Here is a 23811-nt window from a genome sequence, read left to right on the forward strand (position 1 = left end):
GAACAGCCCGCACCGGGGCAACTGCCCGTCAGAGGACGGCGTACACCTCGGCAAGGTAAGCCCGGACCTCGGCCGGATCGTGGGTGGCCAGCCCCACATAGCCGTCCGGCCGGACCAGGAACAGCCCGCTGCCGTACGCCCGTTGGGCATGACCGCCCGCATCGTGCAGCTCACCGCACGAGCCGCCGATGTGGTGGACGTGCACCAGGTCGCCGCCCGGCCAGTCGCCCTCCAGCGCCCCGGCCCCGATGGACAGCAGGGTGAAGTGGGTCCCCCGGAACAGGTCGAACAGCCTGACCTGTGTCCCATCGGCACCCTTGAGCGGTGCGTCCGGGGCGCGGTCGCCCGCGCGGAGTGCGTCCTCGGTGAGTTCCGGGCGGGTCTCCCGGGTCAGCGGGCTGTCCGGGTAGGCGATGCCCAGCTGGTGGGCGTCCGGCCCGCGCCGTGCGGTGAACCCGACCTGCGGGCCGCCGTCGCCCCGGTGCAGCCGGGTGCTCAGGCCCAGCACCCCGGCGGCCACCGGCAGCCGCTCCGCCTGGTACGAGTCCAGGAGCGCGTCCGGGGCGCCCCGCCGCAGCACCAGGCCCAGCTTCCAGCCGAGGTTGTAGGCGTCCTGAATGCTGGAGTTGAGGCCCTGCGCCCCGGCGGGGGAGTGGATATGCGCCGAGTCGCCGGCCAGGAAGACCCGGCCCGTGCGGAACCGCTCGGCCATCGCCGCCCGGGCCCGGAACACCGAGGACCAGTGCACCTCCCGCACCTGGAGCCCCGTCCAGGAGGCCACCAGCTCCCGCACCGCCCCGGGATCGGGGTCCAGCTCCCTGGCGCCGGGGGCGGCGATCAGCTGGAAGGTCGTTCCGGGCAGCGGGCAGAGGGACAGGGCTCCCTTCTCGCGGTTCCAGACATGCCAGTGGTCCCGGTCCAGGCCCGCCACCTCCAGGTCGGCCACGATCAGCGGGTCCGGGTCCACCGTCTCCCCGGTGAACACCGTGCCCAGGGCGGCCCGTACCGTGCTGCGCCCGCCGTCCGACCCCACCAGATACCCGGCGCGCACCGTTTCCATGGAGCCGTCCGCCGCCAGCAGTCCGGCCGTCACCCCGTCCCCGTCCTGGGTGAAGCCGGTCAGCCGGACGCCGAACTCCACCGCACCGCCCAGCTCCCGCAGCCGCTGGTGGAGGATCTCCTGGGTGCGCCACTGGGGCAGCAGCCAGGGCTCGGCATAGGGCATGCCGGGGGTGGGCTCGGCGCGGGTGAACATGTCCCACTCCCTGACCTTCCGGCCGCCCTCCCAGCCCGCCATCATGGGCGGCCGCAGGCCGGCCTCGTAGATCTCCTCGACGATCCCCAGGTCGTCGAAGAGCTCCAGGGTCCGGGGCTGGATGCCCTTGCCCCGTGAGCCCATGAACAGCTGCTCGCCCGCCTCCACCAGCCTGAAGTCCACGCCCCGGCGGGCCAGTTCACAGCCCAGCACCAGCCCGGTCGGGCCGGCACCGATGATCAGCACCTCGCATGAGGACATGAAAAACCCCCCCTTAACGCCGTTCAATTTAATGCCGTTAAGGAGAGTCTCCTGAACGTCGTTAAACTGTCAAGGTGGGAAACCGACTGGACCGTGATCAGGTGGTACGCACCGCACTGCTGGTGCTGAACGAGGAGGGCCTGGAGGGGCTGACCCTGCGGCGCATCGCCAAGGACCTCAATGTCCAGGCGCCCGCGCTCTACTGGCACTTCAAGCACAAGCGGGACCTGCTGGACGCGATGGCCACCGAGATGATGCGCCGGATGTCCGAGGGCTTCGTCAATGAGCCGGCCGACTGGCGCGAGGTGCTGACCGAGACCCAGCGGGCCTTCCGCGGGGCCCTGCTGCGCTACCGCGACGGCGGCAAGGTCTTCAGCGGCACCCGGTTCACCGACACCAGCTATGCACCGCCCATGGAGGCGCACCTGCGCCGGCTGGTCGGCCTGGGGCTCACGCCGAGGGCGGCGACCCGGGCCACCTTCACCGCCAACTGCTACACCGTGGGCTATGTCATCGAGGAACAGGCGATGGGACCCGATCCGGGCCGGGGCGAGAGCGATGGCCATGGGTACGACCTGGAGGCCCGGGCCCGGCGGCTGGCGGACTACCCGCTGACCGCCGAGGCCGGTTTCGAGCTCTTCGGCGACCCCGACGCGGGGTACGAGGCCGGGCTGCGCGCGATTGTGGCCGGCATCGAGGCCACGCTGACAACGGTCGGGTGACGGGTTTGCGTGCGGCCCGCCCAGCGGTCAGGTGGCCGGCCTGCGTCGGCCCTCCTGGCGGTCAAGTGACCTTCGTAGCAAGGGAGTCAGCCGTCGCTCCACGGCGGCATGGATCGTCCAGGCCAGGGCCAGCATCAGGGCCAGGGTGAGCGCGAAGGTCCCATAGGCGGGGATGCCCAGGCGCCGGTGCAGCATCCCGATCATCACCCAGCCCAGGTGTTCGTGCACCAGGTAGAAGGGGTAGGTCAGGGCGCCCGCCAGCGGCAGCCAACTCCAGTCGGCCCAGCGGGCCTTGCCCAGGGCGATGGCCGCGACCGCCGCGTAACCGGCGGCCAGCACCGCGATGATGGCGTACTGAGAACGGTAGGAGAAGTAGTGCGGGCCCGGCGGATGCCACAGGCCCGCCACCGCGTAGTGCTGCCCCACCAGGAAGCTCATCAGCACGATGCCCCAGGACAGCGCGGAGTGGCCGAAGCGGTGCAGCAGATACAGGCCGATGCCGCCGATGAAGAAGGCCGAGTACTCCGGCATCACCACCACCCGCAGCAGTTCGAGATGCGAGGCGGTGGTGATCACCGAGGCCAGTGTCCACACCGAGCAGAACAGCACCACCCGGGCCCGGGTGGCCCCCGGCAGTACCACGAACAGCGCGAACAGCGCATAGAACCGCAGCTCCGCCCAGAGCGTCCAGCACACCCCCAGCACCCGCTGGGCGCCCACCGGCTGTTGCAGCATGGTCAGGTTGACCAGGGTGTCGCTGGCCGAGACGGTCCGGTAGGTCACCCAGGGCAGCGCGAAGACCACGGTCACCAGGACGATGGCCACCCAGTAGGCGGGGTAGAGCCGGGCGGCCCGGGAGGCGAAGAAGGACCGCAGTGAACGCCCCCAGCCGCTCATGCAGATGACAAAGCCGCTGATGACGAAGAAGATCTCCACGCCCAGGCAGCCATAGGCGAACGCCGGGGAGAGGTGCGGGAATTCATGACGGGGCGAGGCGCCCCAGGCCCGGCTGACCTCGCCGTCCCGTCCTCCGTAGTGGTAGAGCGCCACCATCAGCGCGGCGATCAGCCGCAGTCCGTCCAGGGCCCGGAGCCGGCCGCCGGATCCATGGGCGCGGACGGGCTGTTCAGGGGCGGGGGCCTGGCGGGGCAGGGTGGGGGCGGTCAACGGGTCACCGTGGCCTTCCTGGTCAGCCGTCGCCGCAGCGCCCGCGCCCGGCGGGCCATCCGGCGCACGGCGGGATTGCGGGGCAGAAAGGCGAGCTGGGACGGGATGGCGCCGGGCAGCCCCAGTGAGGTGAGCCGGCGGCGCTTGAAGTAGCGCCGGGTACGGGCGTTCAGGTGCCCGGCGAGATAGCGCTCGGCGGCCGGCCGGAGGGCCGGGTGGAGCTGTGGCTGCATGGCATAACCGACCGCCGCGAGCAGGCCGTTGAGATCTTCCTCCGGCTCCGGTGGTGCCGCGTCCGTCACCTCCGGCAGCAGGGCGTCCACCAGCGTCACCGGGACCCGGTTGCTGTTCTGGTACGGGGTGAGCCGCTCCAGCAGCAGCCCGGTGCCGGTACGGGCCGCCGGCAGGCCGTAGCAGGTTCCGGCGGTGATCAGCGCGGTGGAGAAGCAGCCCACCACCAGCGCGGGCCGCAGCCGCTGGCAGACCACCTCGGCCAGGGCCGCCGTCTCCAGCACGGTCAGCTCCGCCCCCAGCCGCTCCGCTTCCTCCTCCAGCCGGCGCGACCAGCGGGCCGGGGCGGTGGGATGCGGCTTGAAGACGACCTGGCGATGGCCCCGGCCCACGGCCCCGCGCAGCATCCGCAGATGGAGTTCTTCCTCCTCCTCGGGGGTGAGGATCTCCAGCGCGGAGAGGTACTGGCCGAGCAGCAGCGCCGGCTCCGCGGGGGCCGGGGGCAGTTCGGTGGCGTCGGCCAGCTCGGCCAGCACCTTGCCGAACACCTCGCCCGGGATCACCTGGGCGGGCACGCCGAACTCGGTGAGCAGCAGCGGCCGCAGGCCCGGCACCAGATCCAGGTGGAGCAGCCGGCGGATCCGGGTGCCGATCAGCGGGTCCAGCTTGTTGCGGGTGGGGCCGTAGCTCATCAGCCCGTCCGCATAGACCTCCAGCGGGGCCTCGGGGAACAGCTGGGCCACCGCCAGCGCCGGGTTGACCTGGATGGACTCCACGACCAGCGTCACCCGGTCGGTGCCCAGCCCCCACAGCAGCCGCAGCTGGCGCTCCCACAGCGGGACGTCGTCCGGGCGCGGGGACCAGCCGCCGGGGTGGAAGGGGCTGATGGTCTCGTTCCAGGACAGCACCCCGTCGAAGCGGGTGCGCAGCCGGTCGAAGCCGGGGGCCCGGTCCAGGGCGGGGGTGGTCTCCGGGACGGCCGCGTTGTTGGCGACCAGCAGCAGCCGCCGCCCGGCGGGGGCGAACAGCCCGGCGTCCAGGGCGGCGGTCAGGGTGGCGGCCCCGTAGAGGGTGGAGGCCAGGAAGATCTGGGTCTCCACGGGTTCGGCGGTCATGAGGCGGCCCCCGCCGGGACCGGGCGGCGGCGCAGCCGGCGCAGCCGGGCCGCGCGGTCGTCGTCCATGGAATTCAACGCGTCCTTGAGCAATTGCTGCGGCATCCGTTTCATGGCGGCCGCACTCATCGAACGGAGTGTTCGGGCCACGGCCGGTTCGAATCGTTCGATGGTGCCCAGGTGATGGGAAATGATGGCGCAATAGGTGCGCACGGCCTTGGGCAGGAGTTGCCGGGCGTCGGGATCCTGTGCGGTCTCGTCGATTACCTGGTCGAATGCGCGGATGAAATCGAGTTGGCGTACGTCGCCGATCTGGGTCAGTGACGAGGCCACACCGCGCCGGTAGAAGACCCCGAGCAATCCGGCCACCGCGAAGGAACGCGCCTCACGGTGCAGCCGCCAGATCCAGGGCCGGTCCTCCGCGGTGCGCAGCCCGTCCCGGAAATGCAGCAGTCCGTCGTCGAGCAGCCGCCGGTGGTAGATCCCGGCCCAGGCGTAGGGATAGTCCACGGAGGTGGAGCGGTCGGCGGGCAGTATGGCGCCGCGCGGGTCGAGCGCCGTCCAGCGGCGGCCCTGCGGCACCCGGTGCACGGTGCGGGTGCGCCCGGTGCACTGGATGTGGTCGGTGCGGACGAAATCGACGGCCAAGTCCTCGATGGCGGAGAGCAGTTGGGGGTAGTAGCCGGGGGCCAGCCAGTCGTCCCCGTCCAGGAAGGCCAGGTACTCGCCGCGGGCCGCGTCCAGGCCGGTGTTCCGGGCGGTGGCCAGGCCGCCGTTCCGCTCATGCCGTATCAGCACGGCACCGGGCAGTTCCCGTTCCGCGTGCCGCAGGATCCCCGGCGTACCATCGGTCGAACAATCGTCGACGAGAATGAATTCGAAGTCTCCACGGGCGTTCGCCTGCAGGCTCCTCAGAGTGTCCGGTGCATAGGTCTGCACATTGAAGAACGGCACGATGACGGAGAGCTTGACCACTCGGGTGACGTTAGGTGACCGCCCGGCATTCGTTCTGACTACTGCCAAAAGCGAAGGTGAACGAAGCGCGGCGGAATGATGAACCCGCCCTGCGCGTCAACCACTTCGCCGATCGTCGATGTGCTGTTTACCGGCTGTTGCGCTCGCGTTGGCCGGTGAAGCGGAATCAATTCCTATGGTCATGGATGTGCCATCACGTACCGAATCCCCGCCGGTGGTCGCGGTGCTCGCCGACTCCGATACGCGGTGGAAATGGGGAGCGCTCACCGCACGCCGGCTGGTGCCGGATGCCCGGCTGGATGGATTCCTGCTGCGTGGCCGGGCCACCCCGACCGGGCGCCAGCTGTCCGAAGTGGGGGTGCGCGCCGAGGAGTTGCGCGAGGTGACCGGGGTGGAGTTCGTCCGCACCGTGGACCCGGCCCGGCATCGGGTGGTGGTGCTGGCCTGTGTGGGCGGCGCGGTGCAGGCCATGCTGCACGGGCTGGCGCACCAGTGGGCAACGGCCGGGTCCCGGCCGGTGGTTGTCACCGGCTATGTGGGTGTGGTCTATGAAAAGCTGGCGGACGGACTGCTGTTGCGTCATGGGGCCGATGTGGTGCTGGCCAACTCCCGTTATGACGCGGAGCGGTTCCGGGCGGTCTACGCCGGAGCGGGTGCCCCGGACGGCTGTGTGACCGAGTGTGCCCTGCCCTTCCTGGACGGCGGGCCCCGCGCCATGGACGGGTCCCGCGCCGCGGACCGGACCGGGCCGTTCACCGTGGTGTTCGCCGCCCAGCCCTCGGTGCCGGAGAAGCGCGCCGACCGCCGCTATCTGCTGGAACGCGCGGTACGGCACGCCCGGCTGCACCCGCAGCGGCAGGTGCTGGTCAAGCTGCGCAGCAAACCCGGCGAGCACACCACTCACCTGGAGGAACTTCCCTACCAGCGGCTGGCCGCCCGGCTGCCGGGCGGGCTGCCCGCCAACTGCCGCCTGGTCTATGGGCACATGGGCGAGGTGCTGGACCGTACCGACCTGCTGGTCACGGTCAGCTCCACGGCCGCCCTGGAGGCGCTGCACCGCTCGGTGCCCACCGCCGTCCTCACCGACCTGGGCATCCGCGAGCAGCTGGGCAACCACCACTTCCTGGGCTCGGGCTGCCTGGCCTCCTGGGACCAGCTGGACGCCGGACACCTGCCCAAGGCGGAACCCGCCTGGACCGCCCGCCAGGGCGTGGCGGCCGACCGGCCGTACGAGCGGTCCTTCGAGCAGGCCCGGGAGCGGGTCGCGGAACTGGCGGCCGTTCACCGGCTGCCGCCCCTCGCGCCCTACTACACCCCGCACACCGCCCCCGGCTATCTGCCGGCCCTCCTGGCCCGCCATGGCTTCGGGCCCGCCGGGCAGCCGCTGCCCGGGCGGGAGCCCCGGCCGCGGAGTGCCCTGCGGCGGGCCGCCCGCGAGGCCCTGCGGGAGGCGGCCCGGGGCGCCTACCGGCAGGGAGTGCAGCGGGTGGCCCCGGTCATCCGGCGGCTGGGGGAGCTATGACCGTCCAACTCGCCGGGAAATCCGGCCCCTTCGAGGAGCGTGCCATGCCCGCCGTTCTGGCCGTCATCCCCGCCCGCGGCGGATCCAAGGGCGTACCCGCCAAGAACCTCGCCTCGGTCGGCGGTGCACCGCTGGTCACCCGCGCGGTGCGGGAGTGCCGGGCCGCCCGGCTGGTCAGCGAGGTGGTGGTGTCCACCGACGACCCGGCGGTGGCCGAGGCGGCCCGCGCGGCCGGCGCCCTGGTGGTGCACCGGCCGGCCGCCCTGGCCGGGGACACCGCCACCAGCGAGGCCGCGGTGCTGCACGCCATGGACGCCTACCAGGCCATGCGCGGCGGCCCGTTGGACGCGGTGCTGCTGGTCCAGTGCACCAGCCCGTTCCTCACCGGCGAGGATGTGGACGCGGTCGCCGCCGCCGTGGTCGAGGGGGGTGCCGACAGCGCTCTGACCGTGGCCCCCTTCCATGGCTTCCTATGGCGCGCGGGGCCCTCGGTGCCGGCCCAGGGCGGCGGCGGGCAGGCCGGCGGCGCCCAGGGCGTCAACCACGACCGCGCGCACCGCCCGCGCCGCCAGGACCGGCCCGAGGACCTGCTGGAGACCGGCGCCGCCTATGCCATGCGGGCGGACGGCTTCCGGGCCGCCGGACACCGGTTCTTCGGCCGTACCGAGCTGGTGCGCACCGATCCGGCCCGGGTGCTGGAGATCGACGACCCGCATGACCTGGCCCGCGCCCGGGCCCTGGCCCCGCTGCTGGACACCCGGCGCCCGCTGCCCACCCGGGACCAAGTCGACGCGGTGGTACTGGACTTCGACGGCACCCAGACCGACGACCGGGTGCTGATCGACGCCGACGGCCGGGAACTGGTGGCCGTGCACCGGGGCGATGGGCTGGGTGTGGCCGCACTGCGCCGGGCGGGCCTGGCGGTGCTGATCCTGTCCACCGAGACCAACCCGGTGGTCGCCGCCCGCGCCCGCAAGCTGCGGGTGCCGGTGGTGCATGGCACCGGCCGCAAGGACCTGGCGCTCAAGCAGTGGTGCGACGAGCAGCGGATCGAGGCGCAGCGGGTGCTCTACCTCGGCAATGACGTCAATGACCTGCCCTGCCTGGACCTGGTGGGCTGGCCGGTGGCGGTGGCCGACGCCCACCCCCCGGTGCGCGAGGCCGCCCGCCTGGTCACCCGTGCCCCCGGCGGCAGCGGCGCGGTGCGTGAGATCGCGGGCTGGCTGCTGGGCCCGTCCCTGAACCCCTGACCCCCCGACCCGAGCCCCACACCCCACCAAGCCCGGCCCGACCCAGCGAAGGAATCCCGATGCTCTCTGCACTTTCCGCCCGGCGCACCCGTCACCTCGGCGACCGGCCGGTGGGCCCCGGCCACCCCGTCTATGTCACCGGTGAGATCGGCATCAACCACAACGGCGACCTGGACACCGCCCTCGCCCTTGTCGACGCCGCGGTGGACGCCGGATGCGACGCGGTGAAGTTCCAGAAGCGGACCCCCGAGGTCTGCACCCCGAGGGACCAGTGGGGCCTGGAACGGGAGACGCCCTGGGGACGGATGACGTATATCGATTACCGCCACCGGGTGGAGTTCGGCGAGGACGAATACCGCAGGATCGACGCACACTGCCGGGAGCGCGGGATCGCCTGGTTCGCCTCGCCCTGGGATGTGGAATCGGTGGCGTTCCTGGAGAAGTTCGAGGTACCCGCGCACAAGGTGGCCTCCGCCTCGCTCACCGACGACGAACTGCTGCGCGCGCTGCGGGCCACCGGCCGCACCGTGGTGCTCTCCACCGGGATGTCCACCCCGCAGCAGATCCGGCACGCGGTGGAGGTGCTGGGCAGCGAGAACATCCTGCTGTGCCATGCCACTTCCACCTATCCGGCCAAGGCCGCCGAGCTCAATCTGCGGGTCATCCACACCCTCCAGGCCGAGTACCCCAATGTCCCCATCGGCTACTCCGGGCATGAGACCGGACTGCAGACCACCCTGGCTGCGGTGGCGCTGGGTGCCTGCTTTGTGGAGCGGCACATCACCCTGGACCGGGCGATGTGGGGCTCCGACCAGGCCGCGTCCGTCGAACCGGGCGGCCTGCAGCGGCTGGTGCGCGACATCCGGGTGGTGGAGGAGTCGCTGGGGGACGGCATCAAGCGGGTCTACGAGAGCGAACTGGCCCCGATGCGCAAACTGCGCCGGGTGACCGGTGTGGTGGCCGGCGACCGCGAACCCGCCGCGGTGTGACGGGCGACCGGCGGTGACCGACACCCTGGCCTTTGTGGAGAGTCCGGTCCAGCTCCTCAACGTCCTTGAATGGGCGCACTCCGGGGCGCTCGCGCGACCGGCGGGCGGCGGGGCCCCGCTGTGTGACGGGGTGCCCCGCCAGAAGGACGGGTGCGATCCGGCGGCTGGTGAGCTGCTGGTGGTGGTGCTCGCCCCGCATGACGCCATGACCCGCGGCCAGCTGCGGCGAATGGCCGAACTGGCCCGCGACCAGGGGCACCGGCTGCGCTGGGAGGAGGCCCGCGGCGGGCCCGGGGCGCCGGTGCACACGGTGGGGACGCTGGCCGGACCGCTGCGCGCCGCCCGGCGGGTGGTGATCGGCGATCCCTTCTCCCGCTATGTACAACTGCTGTTGACCATCACCCGGGCCCGGGAACTGGTGGTGGTGGACGATGGCACCGCCACCATGGAGTTCGTCTCCCAACTGGTGCGCGGGGAACGGCTGATGCGCTGGCATCGCACCGGCGTCCCCTTCGACTGGAAAGTAGGGGCGCGAGACATGGTCTTCGCGCCGGTGTCTGCTTCCGCGCGCCGGATACTCACTCCAAATGGCCGCCGGGACATCCGGCTGTTCACCTCGATGCCGGTGGCGGCCCCGCCCGGAGTCACCGTGGACGCCAATGACTTCACCTGGCTCCGGGCCACCTTCGGGCCGCCCCGGCTCACCGGCGGCACCGACCTGGTGGGCACCTCACTGGTGGAGACCGGCGTGGTGGACGGCGAGCGCTATCTGGACGCGGTGGCGGCCCTGGCCGCCGAGCACGGCGCCACCCGTTACTTCGCGCACCGCCGGGAGCGCACCGACAAGCTGCACCGGATAGCCTCCCGGATCGGGCTGGAGGTGGTACGGCCCGAACTGCCCCTGGAAATCGTCGCCCGGCGCGGCCCCATCGGCCGTACCGTGCTGAGCTTTCCGTCCACCGTGGTGCACACCCTGCCGCTGGCCCTGGCCGGCACCCCGGTCACCGTCGCGGTCTGCGACATCGACCCCTCCTGGCTCACGGCTCATGCCTCGCCCCGCGCCGGGGACTTCCTCTCCGGCGTCACCACCAGCGCGGGGCGCGAAGTGCGCCGCCTGCCCTATGTGCCCGCGCCGGCGCGCGGTTTGTGAGTGTGTTCCGCAAAGGTACGCCGTAAATACGGGTCATACCCTCTGGGCGACCCATCCATGCGGCTGAACTTTTCTTGATCTGGAGGCAGTTGCCCTTCACATGGCTCTACTCTTCGCAGGGTGAACCAATTGATGCCCTGTGATACCGCGCCCGGCGCATCGGCCGGCCGACCCGGAAGTGACCACGCCCGCGAGCTCACCGGACTGCTCCCGGCCGACCTGGAGGCCGAACTGATCGACTTCCGGCGGGACTTGCATATGCATCCGGAGTTGGGGAACCACGAGTTCCGTACCACCGCGGCGATCAGGGCGAGACTGGAGAAGGCGGGGCTGCGGCCGCGCACCCTCGCCTCCGGCACCGGGCTGATCTGTGACATCGGACGGACCCGGGCCAGCGCCACCCGCCGGCCGGTGCTGGCCTTCCGCGCGGACATCGACGCGCTGCCCATCCCCGACACCAAGACGGTTCCCTACCGCTCCACCATCCCCAGGATGGCGCACGCCTGTGGCCATGACGTCCACACCACCGTGGTGCTGGGCACCGGCCTGGTGCTGGCCGCCCTCGCCGAGCAGGGCCGGCTGCCGCACCCGGTGCGGCTGATCTTCCAGCCCGCCGAGGAGGTGCTGCCCGGCGGCGCGCTGGGCGCCATCGACAGCGGGGCGCTGGAGGGCGTGGCGCGGATCGTGGCGGTGCACTGCGACCCCAAGGTCGAGGTGGGCCGGCTGGGCCTGCGCACCGGGGCCATCACCTCCGCCTGCGACAAGATCGAAGTGCTGCTGGACGGCCCCGGCGGGCACACCGCGCGCCCGCATCTGAGCACCGACCTGGTGACCGCCGCGGCCCGGGTGGCGGTGGACGTTCCGGCGCTGCTGGCCCGGCGGGTGGACACCCGCGCCGGACTGGCCGTCACCTGGGGGCGGCTGGAGGCCGGGCACGCGGCCAATGTCATCCCCCAGCACGCCGAACTCTCCGGCACCGTACGGTGCCTGGACCTGGCCGCCTGGCGGGACGCCCCCGACCTGGTGCACGCCGCGGTGGACGAGGTGGCCACGCTGCACCGCGCCAAGTCGCAGATCAACTACCTGCGCGGGGTGCCGCCGGTGGTCAACCACCCGGAGATCGCCGGGCTGCTGGAGCGCGCCATGACCGCCCGGCGGGGTGCCCAGTCGGTGGAGGACACCGAGCAGAGCCTGGGCGGCGAGGACTTCTCCTGGTACCTGGAGCACGTCCCCGGCGCCATGGCGCGGCTGGGCGTCCGGCCGGTGGGCGACACCACCCGGCGGGATCTGCACTGCGGGGATTTCGATGTGGACGAGGGAGCGATCAAGGTCGGAGTGGAGCTGTTCACCGCGGCCGCGCTGCTGGATTGTCCGTAAATGTAGCTTTCTACAAAGCAAGCGCCGCTTGCGACGATCCGATAACGGCTTCGAAGCTCCCCTTTTCATCCCATCTACGCGCGTTACGATTCCCGGCGAACCAGCGCCAATGGAGGCGCTTCGAGTGAAGGGGCCCTCGTGCGCCGGGTATCCACGATCACCGTTGCGGCAGTTTCCACCGCCGCTCTCGCATTCTCCCTGACCGCCTGTGGTTCGTCCTCGACCGAGTCGAGCGGCGGCAAGAACAAGGGCGTTGGACTCGCCTATGACGTCGGCGGCCGGGACGACCACTCCTTCAATGAGTCCGCCGCCCGCGGTATGGACAAGGCCAAGAAGGAGCTCGGCGTCGACGGCCGGGACATGACCGCCAAGAACGGCGAGACCGAGGCGGAGCGCGAGCAGCGCCTGACCTCCCTCGCCGACGCCGGTTACAACCCGGTCATCGGCGTTGGATTTAACTACCAAAAGTCCATTGAGAAGGTGGCCAAGGACTACCCGAAGACCACCTTCGCGGTGGTCGACTCGGTCGTCGCCGGCTCCAATGTCGACAGCATCACCTTCGGTGAGAACGAGGGCTCCTACCTGGCCGGTGTCGCGGCCGCGCTGAAGTCCAAGAACCACAAGGTCGGCTTCATCGGTGGCGTGAACAACGCGCTGATCCAGAAGTTCCAGGCGGGCTTCGAGCAGGGCGTCAAGGACACCGACTCCAAGGCTCAGATCACTTCGCAGTACCTGTACCCGAACAACGACAAGGGCTTCAACGACCCGGCGGCCGCCAAGGACAAGGCCAACGGCATGCTCGACTCGGGTGTCGACGTGATCTACACGGCGGCGGGCCTGTCCGGCAACGGTTCCATCGAGGCCGTCGCCGGCCGCAAGGACTGCTGGGCCATCGGCGTGGACTCCGACCAGTACCAGCAGTCGGGCCTGGACAAGTACAAGGACCACATCCTCACCTCCGTGGTGAAGAACGTGGACGTGGCGGTCTTCGACGTGATCAAGAGCGTCAAGGACGGCAAGCCGCTGACCGGGCAGCACCAGTACCTGGTCAAGGACGGCGGTGTCTCGCTGGCCACCTCGGGTGGTTTCATCGACGACATCAAGAGCCAGCTCGACGCCGCGAAGAAGAAGATCGTGGACGGGCAGGTCAAGGTGCGGACCAGCCCGCAGGGCTGATCCTCCGCTGAACCGAGTGCGGGCCCGGCGGGAACACTCCCGCCGGGCCCGCACATAGGTACCAACGCTACGCGCGTAGCGTTGAGTTGAGGCATGTAGCGTCAACCAGCTCAGCCGAACGACCGGTCCCCGCCCGGGCGGGCCCGGGCTCCACCACCCACCGCTCCCTTCCCCGAGGAGAGTGCGCCATCAAAGCGTCCACCAGTACCGCTCCCGCCGTCGAGCTCGCCGGCATCACCAAGCGGTTCCCCGGTGTCGTGGCCAACCACGACATCCACCTCACGGTCCGCAAAGGCACCGTCCACGCCCTGTGCGGCGAGAACGGCGCCGGCAAGTCGACCCTGATGAAGATCCTTTACGGGATGCAGAAGCCCGACGAAGGAACGATCAAGCTCGACGGCGAGCAGGTCAGCCTGCACTCGCCCGCCGACGCGATCACCCGCGGCATCGGCATGGTGCACCAGCACTTCATGCTCGCCGACAACCTCACCGTCCTGGAGAACGTCGTCCTCGGTGCCGAGAAGCTGCACGGCATCGGCAACAAGGCCCGCGCCAAGATCAAGGAGATCTCGGACGCCTATGGCCTGGGCGTGCGCCCGGACGTCCTGGTGGAGGACCTCGGCGTCGCCGACCGCCAGCGCGTGGAGATCCTCAAGGTCCTCTACCGGGGCGCCCGTACGCTGATCCTGGACGAGCCGACCGCCGTCCTGGTGCCGCAGGAGGTCGACGCGCTCTTCGACAACCTGCGCGAGCTCAAGTCCGAGGGCCTGACGGTCATCTTCATCTCCCACAAGCTGGGCGAGGTGCTCTCGGTCGCCGATGACATCACCGTCATCCGCCGCGGCACCACGGTGGGCACCGCGGTGCCCAGCGAGACCACCCCCAAGCAGCTGGCCGAGCTGATGGTGGGCGAGGAACTGCCCTCGCCGGAGACCCGCGAGTCCACCGTCACCGATGTCGAGATGCTCACCGTCGAGGGGCTGCATCTGTCGGCCACCGACTCCGACGGTGTGGTGCGCACCGTGCTGGACGGCATCGAGTTCACCATCCACAAGGGCGAGGTCCTGGGCCTGGCCGGTGTGGAGGGCAACGGCCAGGCGGAACTGGTCGAGGCGATCATGGGCATGCGTGACCCGGACGCCGGCACCGTCACCCTGGACGGCACCGAGATCACCCACCTCGCCACCCGCAAGCGGCGCGAGGGCGGCATCGGCTACATCCCCGAGGACCGCCACCGGCACGGCCTGCTGCTGGAGGCCCCGCTGTGGGAGAACCGCATCCTGGGCCATGTCACCGAGAAGCCCAACAGCAAGGGCGGGCTGCTCGACAACAAGGCCGCCCGGGCCGACACCGAGCGCATCGTGCGCGAGTACGACGTGCGCACCCCCGGCATCGAGGTCACCGCGGCCTCGCTCTCCGGCGGCAACCAGCAGAAGCTGATCGTCGGCCGGGAGATGAGCCACCACCCCAAGCTGCTGATCGCCGCGCACCCCACCCGGGGCGTGGACGTCGGCGCGCAGGCGCAGATCTGGGACCAGATCCGCGAGGCGCGCCGGGAGGGCCTGGCGGTGCTGCTGATCTCCGCTGACCTGGACGAGCTGATCGGGCTCTCCGACACCCTGCGGGTGATGTTCCGCGGCCGCCTGGTCGCCGACGCCGACCCCGCCACCATCACCCCGGAGGAGTTGGGCTCGGCCATGACCGGCGCCGCTACCGGCCACCTTGAGCACACCGAGGAGACCGAAGGGGGCGACACGGAGTGAAGAAGTTCGACAAGGACAAGCTGATCCTCGGCCTCGCCGCACCCGCCCTGGCCATCGTGGCCGCCCTGGCCATCACCTCGGCCATCATCGGGGCCACCGGCAAGGACCCGTTCCACGCCTACCAGGTGATGATCGACTTCGGCTCCAAGGCCGACAGCCAGGTGTGGATCATCAACCAGGCCACCCCGTACTACCTCTCCGCGCTGGCGGTCGCCGTCGGCTTCCGGATGAACCTGTTCAACATCGGTGTGGACGGCCAGTACCGCATCGCGGCGTTCTTCGCCGCGGTGGTGGGCGCCAAGCTGACCATGCCGGGCTTTATCACCATCCCGCTGATCATCATCGTGGCGATGCTGGTCGGCGCGGTCTGGGCGGGCATCGCCGGTCTGCTGAAGACCACCCGCGGCGTCAGCGAGGTGATCAGCACCATCATGCTGAACTCCATCGGCGCCTCGCTGATCGGTTACTTCCTCCAGGACGGCCGGCTGGCCAAGAAGGAGGGCAACCTGATCCACACGCCCTACCTGCCGGACTCCGCGCACTTCTTCGAGTTCGCCACCCAGACCAAGCCGGTCTATGGCTTTGTGCTGATCGCGGTGCTGGTGGGCGTGGCCTACTGGTTCCTGCTGGGCCGCACCCGCTTCGGCTTCGACCTGCGCACCGTGGGCCAGTCCGAGTCCGCGGCGCAGGCCAGCGGCGTCAGCGTCAAGCGCATGGTGATCACCTCGATGCTGATCTCCGGCGCGATGGCGGGTCTGGTCGGCATGCCGACCCTGCTCGGCGTCTCCTACAACTACGGCACCGACTTCCCGGTCGGCATCGGCTTCACCGGCATCGCCATCGCGCTGCTGGGCCGTAACCACCCCATCGGCATGGCGCTGGGCGCCCTGCTCTGGGGCTTCCTGGACCGCACCGGCACCCAGCTCGAGTTCGAGGGCTATGCCCAGGAGGTCGTCGGCGTGATCCAGGGTGTGATCATCCTGTGCGTCGTCATCGCCTATGAGCTGGTGCGCCGCTACGGCCTCAAGACCCAGCAGCGCAAGGTCGGCGAGGAGCTCGCCGCCCAGGCCCGCAAGAGCGACAAGGCGGAGGTATCCGCGTGAGTACGACGACCTTCACCTCCTCGCTGGCCGAACGGCTGCGCGGCGGCGACAAGTCCGGCGGACGGCGGCTGACCTACCCCGTCGTGATGCTGATCCTGGCGGGCGCGCTGATCCTGCTGTCCGCCCTGCGCGCGCTCACCGGCGCCAACGACCTGACCTCCTCGGGCCAGTACGGCTCGGCGCTGGCGGCCGCGGTGCCGATCGGACTGGCCGGTCTGGGCGGTCTGTGGGCCGAGCGCTCCGGCGTGGTCAACATCGGCCTCGAGGGCATGATGATGCTCGGCTCCTTCGGCGCCGGGTGGATGGGCTGGCAGCACGGCCCCTGGGTGGCCGCGCTGGCCGGTGTCGTCGGCGGTGCGCTGGGCGGCCTGGTGCACGCCATCGCCACCGTCACCTTCGGCGTGGACCACATCATCTCCGGTGTGGCCATGAACATCCTGGCCCTGGGCGTCACCCAGTACGCGGCCAAGATGCTCTTCGGCGCCCAGGGCAGTGCGGCCCTGGCGGCGGGCGGCAATGACAAGCAGTCCCCGCCGATGGCCGACATGTCCAACTTCTCCATCCCGGGGCTGGCCGACTGGCTGCAGTCCCTGGAGAAGCACCACTGGTTCCTGGTCTCCGACGCGGCGGGCATGCTGCGGGGCTTTGTCTCCCAGGTGTCCTGGCTGACGATCGTGGCCGGCGCGCTGTTCGTGGTCACCTTCTTCGTGCTCTGGCGCACCTCCTTCGGTCTGCGCCTGCGCTCCTGCGGTGAGAGCCCGGTGGCGGCCGAGTCCCTGGGTGTGAACGTCTACACCTACAAGTACGCGGCCGTGGTGGTCTCCGGCGCGATGGCCGGCCTGGGCGGCGCCTTCCTGGCCATCGGTACCCATATGTACTCCGACGGCCAGACCGGCGGTCGTGGCTACATCGGTCTCGCCACCATGATCTCCGGCAACTGGCGGCCGGGCGGCGTGGCCATGAGCGCCGGCCTGTTCGGCTTCATGGACAGCCTCCAGCTGCGCTCCGGCGGTCCGACCGTGCACGCGCTGCTGCTGCTGGTCGCGGTGCTGCTGCTGGGCATGGCCCTGTGGCGGTTCCGGGGCGGCAAGCTCAAGCCGGCCGTGGTCAGCGCGGTGATCGCCGCGGTGCTGGTCGTCTGGTACGTGGCCAGCAAGACCGTGCCGCTGGAGCTGGTGGAGGCCACGCCGTACCTGGTCACCCTGCTGGTGCTGGCGCTGTTCTCGCAACGGCTGCGGATGCCCAAGGCGGACGGCAAGCCCTACCGGAAGGGACAGGGCAAGTGACCTCTCCCGAACTCTGGGAGGACCTGCGTGCGCAGGCCCGGGACGCCATGTCCCGGGCCTACGCCCCGTACTCCGGCTTCCCCGTCGGTGCCGCGGCCGTCGTCGACGACGGCCGGGTGGTCACCGGCTGCAATGTGGAGAACGCGGCATACGGCGTCGCCCTGTGCGCCGAATGCGGTCTGATCTCCGCCCTGTTCTCCTCCGGCGGCGGCCGGCTCACCGCCTTCACCTGCTGCGACCGCAACGGCAACATCCTGATGCCGTGCGGCCGCTGCCGTCAGCTGCTCTGGGAGCACGGCGGACCGGAGCTGGCGGTCGACACGACCTCGGGCATCCGCCCGCTGGCGGAGTTGCTGCCGGATGCGTTTGGGCCCGCTGACCTGAATCGTTGAAGATGTCCTTAAGCGCCGGACGGGCCGATGCTTCGGCCCGTCCGGGTCACTTTCCGACCCCGGGAAGCTCTGAGGACGCACGAACTTAAGGAAAATGTGCTGATGGACGCCATTTCCGTCATCCGCGCCAAGCGCGACCGCGGCCGTCTGACCGACGAGCAGATCGACTGGGTGATCGACGCCTACACCAAGGGTGTCGTCGCCGACGAGCAGATGTCCGCCCTCGCGATGGCGATCCTGCTCAACGGCATGGACCGCGCGGAGATCGCCCGCTGGACGGCGGCGATGATCAAGTCCGGCGAGCGCATGGACTTCTCGTCCCTGCCCGTCCCGACCGCGGACAAGCACTCCACCGGTGGCGTCGGCGACAAGATCACCCTGCCGCTGGCGCCGCTGGTCGCCGCCTGCGGCGCGGCCGTTCCGCAGCTCTCCGGCCGCGGCCTGGGCCACACCGGCGGCACGCTCGACAAGCTGGAGTCCATCCCCGGCTGGCGCGCGCTGCTCTCCAACGACGAGATGATGGACGTCCTGCGCAACGTCGGCTCCGTCATCTGCGCCGCGGGTGACGGCCTGGCCCCGGCCGACAAGAAGCTCTACGCCCTGCGCGATGTGACCGGCACGGTGGAGGCCATCCCGCTGATCGCCTCCTCCATCATGTCCAAGAAGATCGCCGAGGGCACCGGCTCGCTGGTGCTGGACGTCAAGGTCGGCTCCGGCGCGTTTATGAAGAACATCGAGGACGCGCGTGAGCTCGCCTCGACGATGGTCGGCCTGGGCACCGACCATGGCGTCAAGACCGTCGCCCTGCTCACCGACATGTCCACCCCGCTGGGCCTGACGGCGGGCAACGCCCTTGAGGTCCGCGAGTCCGTCGAGGTCCTCGCGGGCGGCGGCCCGGCCGATGTGGTCGAGCTGACCATCGCCCTGGCCCGCGAGATGCTGGCCGCGGCCGGCCTGCCGGACGCCGACCCGGCCAAGGCGCTCGCCGACGGTTCCGCCATGGACCACTGGCGCCGCATGATCGCCGCGCAGGGCGGCGACCCGGACGCAACCCTCCCGGTCGCCCGCGAGCAGCATGTCGTCACGGCCGCTGCCTCCGGCGTGCTCACCAAGCTGGACGCCTACGCCGTGGGCGTCTCCGCCTGGCGCCTGGGCGCCGGCCGGGCCCGCAAGGAGGACCCGGTGCAGGCCGGCGCCGGCATCGAGATGCACGCCAAGCCGGGTGACTCGGTGGTGGCCGGCCAGCCGCTGCTGACCCTGCACACCGACACCCCCGAGAAGTTCGACTACGCGCTGGCCGCGCTGGAGGGCGGCGTGGAGATCTCGGCGGCGGGTACGGACTTCAAGCCGAACCCGATCGTGCTGGACCGGATCGCATAGCGTTCCGAGCGCGCACGGGGCCGGGGCCGGTGGTTCGCCACCGGCCCCGTTGGCATATGCCGCCGGGTGCGGGCTGTTCGCAGCCGGCCGCTACGGTGCGTCCTCCTCTCCTGCCGGCGCGAACGCCGGTTCCAGCGACCGCAGAAGGCCGATGAGGTCATCCAGGCCGAGGCCGCAGTAGGTGGCGCGGTGCGCGGCCATCAGCAGCAGATGCGCGGTGATCTGCTGGTTCCATTCGCCATGGATCCACTCATGGACCTTCTCGACGCCCGTGTCATTGAGCAACACACCGTGTTTCCGGGCCACTTCGCCCGCCACTTCGGCGATGGCATGGAAGACGGTGGGTGCCTCGCGGGTGCCGGTGATGCCCGGGTAGTGGTCCCAGGTCCGGAACGAGAACTCGAAGCCGTCAGGTGGGTCGGCCGCCAGCGAGGCGAAGTAACTCGGCTCGCGCTTGGGCCACTTGTCGTGGATCAGTTCCACGGTGTATTCGGTCATGCGCTGATGGTGACAGGGGGTCTGACAGCGGGCGCTCGATAGGGTGAGTGGGGGACGGTGGAGCGGCGGTCTCTCGTGCTTCGTGCCAGACTCGGCGTTATGACCCGACAGGTTCGCTTTACCGCCGCCGTTACGCATGAGGACCAGTGGTACGTGGCACGCTGCCTCGAAGTCGACGTGGCCAGCCAAGGGGCCACGATCGAAGAGGCTCTGGCCAACCTCCGCGAGGCGCTGGAGCTCTATTTCGAGGACGAACCGGTGCCTGCCGTCCATGACGTCATCACGGCGCCGGTCCAGGTTCAGGTCGCGTGAGCCCGGCACTGCCCAGGGGGCTCTCCGGGGCGCAAGTGGCCAAGGCCCTTGATCGTGACGGGTTCAAGCACATTTCCACTCGGGGTAGCCACGCCAAGTATCGCAAAGGTGAGCGGACGGTGATCGTCCCCTTGCACCCGGAACTGGCTCCTGGCATCCTGCGGGCCATTCTGCGTCAGGCCGAGTGGGACGTTGACGCCCTTTTGGGCAACCTGTGACGGCGAGTGGTACGGCCGGGTGCGGCTGCAAGTAGCAGTCACACGTGCGCCCTTGACGCCCGGTGGGTCGGCAATGTCTGCCGGATCGCGTAGAGAGTGACCGGAGCCGGACATCGCCGCACGTGAGCGCGCCGTGAGCCGGGTTGGGTCCGGGCTGGCGGTGGCCTATTGATGCCGTCGCCCGCACCCAGGCCGCGACTTGGGCATGCAAGAGCTGTTGGCGTGCTCATCGGGGCGTGAACGATGAACGGGCAACCGTGTCAAGGCCGAAGGAGTTGGCAAGCATCGCCTCGCGGCTTTGACCCTGCCCTGTTGATGGCTCAGGCGGACAGGCGGCCGTTGGTGCCGGCCACCGCGGTCACGAATGAGGACCAGGCCGCTCGCGGGACAACGATCGGAGCACGGTTGGGGTCTTTGGAATCCCGGACCGGCATCACGCCGGGGTACTGTTCCGCGATCTCAAGGCATTGGTTGCCCTGAGTGCTGCGAAGGCTTTTGCGCCATTGCGCTATAGACAGGTCGAGACTGTGCGACATGGGTAATATTCCTCAACTACCTTGTGGATAAGGTCTCTTGTCGCGACTGCACTCAGCGCAACCAAGTGCAGTTGATCATAGAGGTGATTGAGACGCGCAGTTTCGGACTCCTTCCTGATGAACATCCCGGTGCTGTCACTGGTGGGCCGCCAGCCCGTGTACCGCCCATCGGGGCCCTCCCATAGTGAGACGAATCCGATATCTGGGACGCAAGAGTGTGAGCTCAGCGGGACCACGCGCACATCAACAGCCGCTTCGCGGGAACGGTCGATCAGGTGAAGTAGCTGCCGACGCATGACTTGCTTGTCTCCACCGATGTTGACGTGCAGGACCGGTTCCCAAATGACAGCTTGAAACGCAGGAGCGTTGGGGCCCTCCAGGACGCCGCGCAGTTGACGTCGGTACTCGAGCTTGTCGTTCAGGTCGCCGCCGTAGTAGGCAAGTCCGTCTTCCAGTGCCAAGCGCGTGTGCTCTTCGGTCTCCAGCATCGCGGGAATCGAGGAGAAGCAGATCTGGCGGATTCTTACGGCACGTGAGTGCTGTGCCAGATACCTCTTGACGCGTTCCGCGTCAGGGTTGTCGTCCAGAGCGTCTCGCAGCTCCCAGATCTCTTCGCCGGCCTCCAGGGCCTGGTCGATGCGCATGGCGACATCACGACGTGGCACGCGGGCGCCGCTCTCGAAGTGCGCGATCGCGGTATTCGACAGCGCGACCTTTCTGGCGAGCCTGTCCTGGGTCCACCCCTTGGCCTGCCGGTGCTTCTTGATGGTCGCCCCGAGCTCGGCCGCTCGCATCCTGTATGGATCAAGTGGCCCCGGTGCAGCCATAGTTGTATACCCCACTTGACATTGATGGTTAGGCAAGTCCTGGTGGTGGTTGAGCATAGGGGCCCGGGCAGATACTGGACACCGGAACCGGGACGCACGGAACCGGGCGCCTGACGTGCGTTCGATTCCCGCTGTCGTGATGCCCGCCGTACCGCGCCGCACGCGTCGGCCGACGGCAGGGTTCCGGCCAACTTGGTTGCCTGCCAAGGCATAAGACCCCGGCGGCCGCGCAACCGGCCCCGGGGCGAGGCCAACGCCGAAGAGGAGCGCTGACAATGCTGGACCATATCCGCCGCTGGTTCACCGGGGCCAGGCGGCCCCGGCAAGCCGTCGATACATCCGCACCCGCAGCCGCCACGCCCCAGACGCCGAACCGGCGCCGCTGCGGATGCGCTCAACCGCCGCTGACGCCCCGCAACGGTATCTACGTCACCATCGGCGCCCATGGGATCAACCTGCGCACGGTGGACGGCCGATGAGGCCGGACAAGCAGGAGCATCCCGCGGGTTCCCGCTCTGTGATGCGGTACGCCCGTTGGGTGATCTGCTCCGACAAGGTGCCCGGGAACCCGCTCGTCACCCACGAGTTGCAGTGCGTCGCCTGCGATGAGCTGTCCGGTCCGTGCTCCGAACTGCAGACGGCGCAGGCGTGGGCGCTACGGCACTCCGGCGCCAACCCCAAGCACACCGGCTATGCCGAGACGGCACGTCGCTACTGGACCACCAGCCTGGTGGAGATGCTGGACTGACCGCACCCCGGAGGGTCAGCGCAGAAGATGCCGATCATCTCGCGCAGCAGGGCCATGCGTTCGTTGTCCACCCGGCGCAGGCGCGCGGTGGCAGCCTCGTCGCGCCGGGCCGGACGACTTCCCCGTGATGCTCGCCGCGCTGCGGGCGTCCGGCGGGTGTGCGCCCAGCCGCAGTAGCGGGGCCGCCCTCCCGGAGAAGGGCGGCCGCCACGGCGGACGCCAACCGCCGCCTACGCGTGGGCGGTTGCCCGCCCCGCGCGCCGCTCACGGAGCGCCTGCCGGGTCGCGTACAGGGTGATGGACGCGGCGGCGACCATGGCCGTCAGACCCAGCACGACCGTGCCGGACCAGCCCCCCGCCCGGAAGGCGAGCGCGCCCGCCATGCCGCCCACCGAACTGCCCGTGTAGTAGGCGGTCTGGTACAGCGCCGAAGCCTGCGCCCGCCCCGTCTGGGCCGTGCGGCTCACCGAGGACGAGGCCACCGCGTGGCCGGCGAAGAAGCCGGCCGTGATCAGGACCAGGCCGAGCAGAACGGAGAGCAGGGAGTCCGCCAGGGAGAGCAGCAGACCGGCGGTTGTGGTGCCCATCGCCAGATAGAGCGCCCCGCGCCGGCCCAGGCGGCCCACCAGTTTTCCGGCGGTGGCCGAGGAGGCCGTCCCCACCAGGTAGACCAGGAAGACGGAGCCGACCACGCCCTGCGGGAGGGAGAACGGCTGCCCGGCCAGGCGGTAGCCGATCACCGTGTAGACCGCGCCGAAGACGGTCATGAACAGCGCGCCGATCGCGTACAGCCGCACCAGCAGCGGGTCCGCGAGGTGCCCGCCCAGGGTGCGGGCCAGAGCGCGCGGGGCGAGCGAACCGGGCGTGAAATGGCGAGCCTTGGGGATGAGGAGGCGGAAGGCGACGGCGCAGACCACCGCCAGCGCGCCCACCGCGGCCAGACCGGCCCGCCAGCCCCAGGCCTGGGCGACCCAGCCGGCCAGGATCCGGCCCGACATGCCGCCGATGGCGTTGCCCGCGACAAACAGCCCGACCGCGCCGACCAGCGCCTTGGGCCGTACCTCCTCGGCCAGGTAGGCCATCGCCGAGGCGGGCACGCCGGCCAGCGCGGCGCCCTGGACCGCGCGCAGCGCGACCAGCCAGCCCAGGCCGGGGGCGAAGGGCACCAGCAGGCCGATCAGCGCGGCCACACAGAGCGCGCCGGTCATGGTGGCCCGCCTGCCGAAGCGCTCCGAGAGCGCGCTCACCGGGACCACCGCCAGGGCCAGTCCGCCGGTGGCGGCGGAGACCGTCCAGGACGCCTGGTCCGGGCTGACGCCCAGGCCGCCGGAGATCGCGGGGAGCAGGGCCTGGGTGGAGTAGAGCAGTGCGAAGGTGGCGACACCCGCGGCGAACAGCGCCAGGCTCATCCTGCGGAAACCGGGATCGCCGGGCCGCAGGCGGGAGTTGGAGTCGGGGGACGGCGAGAGGGAGGCATCCGCACGCATGGTGGTGGCGGATGCCCCGGTATCGACGGGAGGCATACCCAAACCGTATGGACACTGCATCTGATGCGTCCA

23 protein-coding genes are annotated in these 23811 nt (G+C 70.3%); 15 read left to right on the forward strand and 8 right to left on the reverse strand.

Translation table 11 applies throughout. The features are described 5' to 3' along the window. Nucleotides 1-28 precede the first annotated feature (28 nt). Entirely contained in the window at nucleotides 29-1516 is a 1488-nt protein-coding gene (locus ACIHFE_RS18415; protein ID WP_400107726.1) for an FAD-dependent monooxygenase, read from the reverse strand. Between the two features lie 74 nt (nucleotides 1517-1590). Here ACIHFE_RS18415 and ACIHFE_RS18420 point away from each other — a divergent pair, with 74 nt between their 5' ends. Further along, on the forward strand, nucleotides 1591-2238 hold the full coding sequence (locus ACIHFE_RS18420; RefSeq protein ID WP_400107728.1) for a TetR/AcrR family transcriptional regulator C-terminal domain-containing protein: 648 nt from the start codon (nucleotides 1591-1593) through the stop codon (nucleotides 2236-2238). A gap of 27 nt (nucleotides 2239-2265) precedes the next feature. Here ACIHFE_RS18420 and ACIHFE_RS18425 read toward each other — a convergent pair whose 3' ends face one another. The 3 genes from ACIHFE_RS18425 to ACIHFE_RS18435 are packed head-to-tail and all read right to left on the reverse strand — an operon-like array spanning nucleotide 2266 to nucleotide 5725. After that, nucleotides 2266-3405, reverse strand: coding sequence for an acyltransferase family protein (locus ACIHFE_RS18425; protein WP_400107730.1), 1140 nt, complete (start codon nucleotides 3403-3405; stop codon nucleotides 2266-2268). After that, nucleotides 3402-4751: a polysialyltransferase family glycosyltransferase gene (locus ACIHFE_RS18430; protein ID WP_400107732.1), complete on the reverse strand. Its 1350-nt coding sequence runs from the start codon at nucleotides 4749-4751 to the stop codon at nucleotides 3402-3404. The genes ACIHFE_RS18425 and ACIHFE_RS18430 overlap by 4 nt, the downstream gene beginning before the upstream one ends. Beyond that, entirely contained in the window at nucleotides 4748-5725 is a 978-nt protein-coding gene (locus ACIHFE_RS18435; RefSeq protein ID WP_400107734.1) for a glycosyltransferase family 2 protein, read from the reverse strand. Before ACIHFE_RS18435 ends, ACIHFE_RS18430 begins: the two co-directional genes overlap by 4 nt. Before the next feature lie 181 nt (nucleotides 5726-5906). Between ACIHFE_RS18435 and ACIHFE_RS18440 the strand changes: the two genes are divergently transcribed. The 11 genes from ACIHFE_RS18440 to ACIHFE_RS18490 all read left to right on the forward strand — a co-directional run bounded on the left by ACIHFE_RS18440 (nucleotide 5907) and on the right by ACIHFE_RS18490 (nucleotide 19113). Further along, on the forward strand, nucleotides 5907-7247 hold the full coding sequence (locus ACIHFE_RS18440) for a DUF6716 putative glycosyltransferase (protein WP_400107736.1): 1341 nt from the start codon (nucleotides 5907-5909) through the stop codon (nucleotides 7245-7247). Continuing rightward, nucleotides 7244-8497, forward strand: coding sequence for a cytidylyltransferase domain-containing protein (locus ACIHFE_RS18445; protein WP_400107738.1), 1254 nt, complete (start codon nucleotides 7244-7246; stop codon nucleotides 8495-8497). Before ACIHFE_RS18440 ends, ACIHFE_RS18445 begins: the two co-directional genes overlap by 4 nt. A gap of 59 nt (nucleotides 8498-8556) precedes the next feature. Beyond that, the gene (locus tag ACIHFE_RS18450; protein ID WP_400107740.1) at nucleotides 8557-9486 is read left to right on the forward strand and encodes an N-acetylneuraminate synthase family protein; all 930 of its coding nucleotides are present in this window, start codon (nucleotides 8557-8559) and stop codon (nucleotides 9484-9486) included. 13 nt (nucleotides 9487-9499) lie between these two features. Beyond that, nucleotides 9500-10636, forward strand: a complete 1137-nt coding sequence (locus ACIHFE_RS18455) for a hypothetical protein (RefSeq protein ID WP_400107741.1) — start codon at nucleotides 9500-9502, stop codon at nucleotides 10634-10636. Nucleotides 10637-10756: 120 nt separating this feature from the next. Next, nucleotides 10757-12013, forward strand: coding sequence for an amidohydrolase (locus ACIHFE_RS18460; protein ID WP_400107743.1), 1257 nt, complete (start codon nucleotides 10757-10759; stop codon nucleotides 12011-12013). A gap of 138 nt (nucleotides 12014-12151) precedes the next feature. Then, nucleotides 12152-13189, forward strand: a complete 1038-nt coding sequence (locus ACIHFE_RS18465; protein ID WP_400107745.1) for a BMP family protein — start codon at nucleotides 12152-12154, stop codon at nucleotides 13187-13189. Between the two features lie 188 nt (nucleotides 13190-13377). After that, nucleotides 13378-14952, forward strand: a complete 1575-nt coding sequence (locus tag ACIHFE_RS18470) for an ABC transporter ATP-binding protein (RefSeq protein ID WP_400108032.1) — start codon at nucleotides 13378-13380, stop codon at nucleotides 14950-14952. Continuing rightward, nucleotides 14949-16055 (forward strand): ABC transporter permease, encoded by a 1107-nt coding sequence (locus ACIHFE_RS18475; protein ID WP_400107747.1) that lies wholly within the window; start codon nucleotides 14949-14951, stop codon nucleotides 16053-16055. The genes ACIHFE_RS18470 and ACIHFE_RS18475 overlap by 4 nt, the downstream gene beginning before the upstream one ends. Next, nucleotides 16052-17341 (forward strand): ABC transporter permease, encoded by a 1290-nt coding sequence (locus tag ACIHFE_RS18480; RefSeq protein ID WP_400107749.1) that lies wholly within the window; start codon nucleotides 16052-16054, stop codon nucleotides 17339-17341. The genes ACIHFE_RS18475 and ACIHFE_RS18480 overlap by 4 nt, the downstream gene beginning before the upstream one ends. After that, a complete protein-coding gene (locus ACIHFE_RS18485; RefSeq protein ID WP_400107751.1) occupies nucleotides 17338-17733 on the forward strand; it encodes a cytidine deaminase in 396 nt (131 codons plus the stop codon). Before ACIHFE_RS18480 ends, ACIHFE_RS18485 begins: the two co-directional genes overlap by 4 nt. A 96-nt stretch (nucleotides 17734-17829) precedes the next feature. Further along, nucleotides 17830-19113 carry a thymidine phosphorylase gene (locus ACIHFE_RS18490; RefSeq protein WP_400107753.1) on the forward strand — a complete coding sequence of 428 codons (1284 nt, stop codon included), beginning with the start codon at nucleotides 17830-17832 and terminating at the stop codon, nucleotides 19111-19113. A 90-nt stretch (nucleotides 19114-19203) separates the two neighbouring features. On the opposite strand, the gene ACIHFE_RS18495 is transcribed toward ACIHFE_RS18490, so the two are convergent. Continuing rightward, on the reverse strand, nucleotides 19204-19611 hold the full coding sequence (locus ACIHFE_RS18495) for a hypothetical protein (RefSeq protein ID WP_400107755.1): 408 nt from the start codon (nucleotides 19609-19611) through the stop codon (nucleotides 19204-19206). Nucleotides 19612-19710: 99 nt separating this feature from the next. Between ACIHFE_RS18495 and ACIHFE_RS18500 the strand changes: the two genes are divergently transcribed. Together ACIHFE_RS18500 and ACIHFE_RS18505 are read left to right on the forward strand one after the other, a co-directional pair. Further along, on the forward strand, nucleotides 19711-19923 hold the full coding sequence (locus tag ACIHFE_RS18500) for a type II toxin-antitoxin system HicB family antitoxin (RefSeq protein ID WP_400107757.1): 213 nt from the start codon (nucleotides 19711-19713) through the stop codon (nucleotides 19921-19923). Further along, nucleotides 19920-20141 (forward strand): type II toxin-antitoxin system HicA family toxin, encoded by a 222-nt coding sequence (locus tag ACIHFE_RS18505; RefSeq protein ID WP_400107759.1) that lies wholly within the window; start codon nucleotides 19920-19922, stop codon nucleotides 20139-20141. Before ACIHFE_RS18500 ends, ACIHFE_RS18505 begins: the two co-directional genes overlap by 4 nt. A gap of 320 nt (nucleotides 20142-20461) precedes the next feature. Here the strand turns inward: ACIHFE_RS18505 and ACIHFE_RS18510 are convergent, their stop codons facing one another. Beyond that, on the reverse strand, nucleotides 20462-20677 hold the full coding sequence (locus ACIHFE_RS18510) for a DUF397 domain-containing protein (protein ID WP_400107761.1): 216 nt from the start codon (nucleotides 20675-20677) through the stop codon (nucleotides 20462-20464). Beyond that, entirely contained in the window at nucleotides 20650-21471 is an 822-nt protein-coding gene (locus ACIHFE_RS18515) for a Scr1 family TA system antitoxin-like transcriptional regulator (RefSeq protein ID WP_400107763.1), read from the reverse strand. Before ACIHFE_RS18515 ends, ACIHFE_RS18510 begins: the two co-directional genes overlap by 28 nt. A 508-nt stretch (nucleotides 21472-21979) precedes the next feature. On the opposite strand from ACIHFE_RS18515, the gene ACIHFE_RS18520 reads away from it, so the two are divergent. Next, nucleotides 21980-22252 (forward strand): hypothetical protein, encoded by a 273-nt coding sequence (locus ACIHFE_RS18520; protein ID WP_400107765.1) that lies wholly within the window; start codon nucleotides 21980-21982, stop codon nucleotides 22250-22252. Nucleotides 22253-22482: 230 nt separating this feature from the next. On the opposite strand, the gene ACIHFE_RS18525 is transcribed toward ACIHFE_RS18520, so the two are convergent. Continuing rightward, nucleotides 22483-23775, reverse strand: coding sequence for an MFS transporter (locus ACIHFE_RS18525; protein ID WP_400107767.1), 1293 nt, complete (start codon nucleotides 23773-23775; stop codon nucleotides 22483-22485). Nucleotides 23776-23811: the final 36 nt, after the last annotated feature.

The organism is Streptomyces sp. NPDC052396, assembly GCF_044593195.1.
Taxonomy (GTDB): domain Bacteria; phylum Actinomycetota; class Actinomycetes; order Streptomycetales; family Streptomycetaceae; genus Streptomyces.

Coding starts and splice junctions, on each gene's coding strand:
- ACIHFE_RS18415 (WP_400107726.1), bottom strand. CDS start 1,516: ATGTCCTCATGCGAGGTGCTGATCATCGGTGCCGGCCCGACCGGGCTG.
- ACIHFE_RS18430 (WP_400107732.1), bottom strand. CDS start 4,751: ATGACCGCCGAACCCGTGGAGACCCAGATCTTCCTGGCCTCCACCCTC.
- ACIHFE_RS18440 (WP_400107736.1), top strand. CDS start 5,907: ATGGATGTGCCATCACGTACCGAATCCCCGCCGGTGGTCGCGGTGCTC.
- ACIHFE_RS18445 (WP_400107738.1), top strand. CDS start 7,244: ATGACCGTCCAACTCGCCGGGAAATCCGGCCCCTTCGAGGAGCGTGCC.
- ACIHFE_RS18450 (WP_400107740.1), top strand. CDS start 8,557: ATGCTCTCTGCACTTTCCGCCCGGCGCACCCGTCACCTCGGCGACCGG.
- ACIHFE_RS18495 (WP_400107755.1), bottom strand. CDS start 19,611: ATGACCGAATACACCGTGGAACTGATCCACGACAAGTGGCCCAAGCGC.
- ACIHFE_RS18500 (WP_400107757.1), top strand. CDS start 19,711: ATGACCCGACAGGTTCGCTTTACCGCCGCCGTTACGCATGAGGACCAG.
- ACIHFE_RS18510 (WP_400107761.1), bottom strand. CDS start 20,677: ATGTCGCACAGTCTCGACCTGTCTATAGCGCAATGGCGCAAAAGCCTT.
- ACIHFE_RS18515 (WP_400107763.1), bottom strand. CDS start 21,471: ATGCGAGCGGCCGAGCTCGGGGCGACCATCAAGAAGCACCGGCAGGCC.
- ACIHFE_RS18520 (WP_400107765.1), top strand. CDS start 21,980: ATGAGGCCGGACAAGCAGGAGCATCCCGCGGGTTCCCGCTCTGTGATG.
- ACIHFE_RS18525 (WP_400107767.1), bottom strand. CDS start 23,775: ATGCCTCCCGTCGATACCGGGGCATCCGCCACCACCATGCGTGCGGAT.